Raw genomic sequence first — 817 nt, forward strand, 5'->3', positions numbered from 1 at the left:
TCGAAAAAGACCAGATCATCGGCATTTCCGCCAACAAGTCGATCGTGCTCGATACGGGCGTGAAAGGCTCGTTGATGTATCTCGGTCTTAATCAGAAAAACCCGATTCTGGCGAAGCCGGAAGTGCGGCAGGCGTTGAAGCTGCTCGTCGATTATAAATCGGTCGAAGAGAATATTCTGAAGGGCACGCGCACGACGCATCAAGCCTTCCTGCCGAAGGGCTTCCTGGGCGCGTACAACGAAAACCCCTATAGCTTCGATCTGGCGAAAGCCAAGGAACTGCTGGCGAAAGCCGGGCACCCCGACGGTTTCAGCATCACGATGGACGTGCGCAATGTCTCGCCCTATGCCGATGTGGCACAGGCCGTGCAGGCCTCCTGGGCCAAGGCGGGCGTGAAGTTGGAATTGATTCCCGGCGACGGCAAGCAGACGCTGACCAAATATCGTGCCCGCAGCCATGATATCTACATCGGCGATTGGGGTCCCGATTACCAAGATCCGCACACCAATGCGGAAACTTTCGCCATCAACCTCGATAATTCCGACGGCACCAAGGCAAAAACGCTTGCGTGGCGCAATACGTGGGATATCCCGGAGATGTCGAAAAAGACCCTGTCGGCGGTGGAAGAGCGCGATGCGGCGAAACGCGCGGCGATTTATCTGGATATCCAGAAGGAGCATCTAGCCGTCTCGCCCTTCGTGGTGATGTTCCAGCAAATCGAAGTGGCCGCCCATCCGGCCAATGTGAAGGGCTTCATCATTGGCCCGTCCTTCGACGTGAACCTGTACTCCCAGATCACGAAGTAGGCTGTTTACGC

Annotated in this window: 1 protein-coding gene; it reads left to right on the plus strand. The window is 56.3% G+C overall.

The genetic code is table 11. The annotated features are described in order from the left end of the window. The coding region (locus VZ95_RS19740) for an ABC transporter substrate-binding protein (protein WP_045777386.1) at positions 1-806 on the plus strand (806 nt) is incomplete at its 5' end. Between the last annotated feature and the right edge of the window lie 11 nt (positions 807-817).

The organism is Elstera litoralis (genome assembly GCF_000963705.1).
In the GTDB taxonomy this organism is placed as follows: Bacteria; Pseudomonadota; Alphaproteobacteria; order Elsterales; family Elsteraceae; genus Elstera; species Elstera litoralis.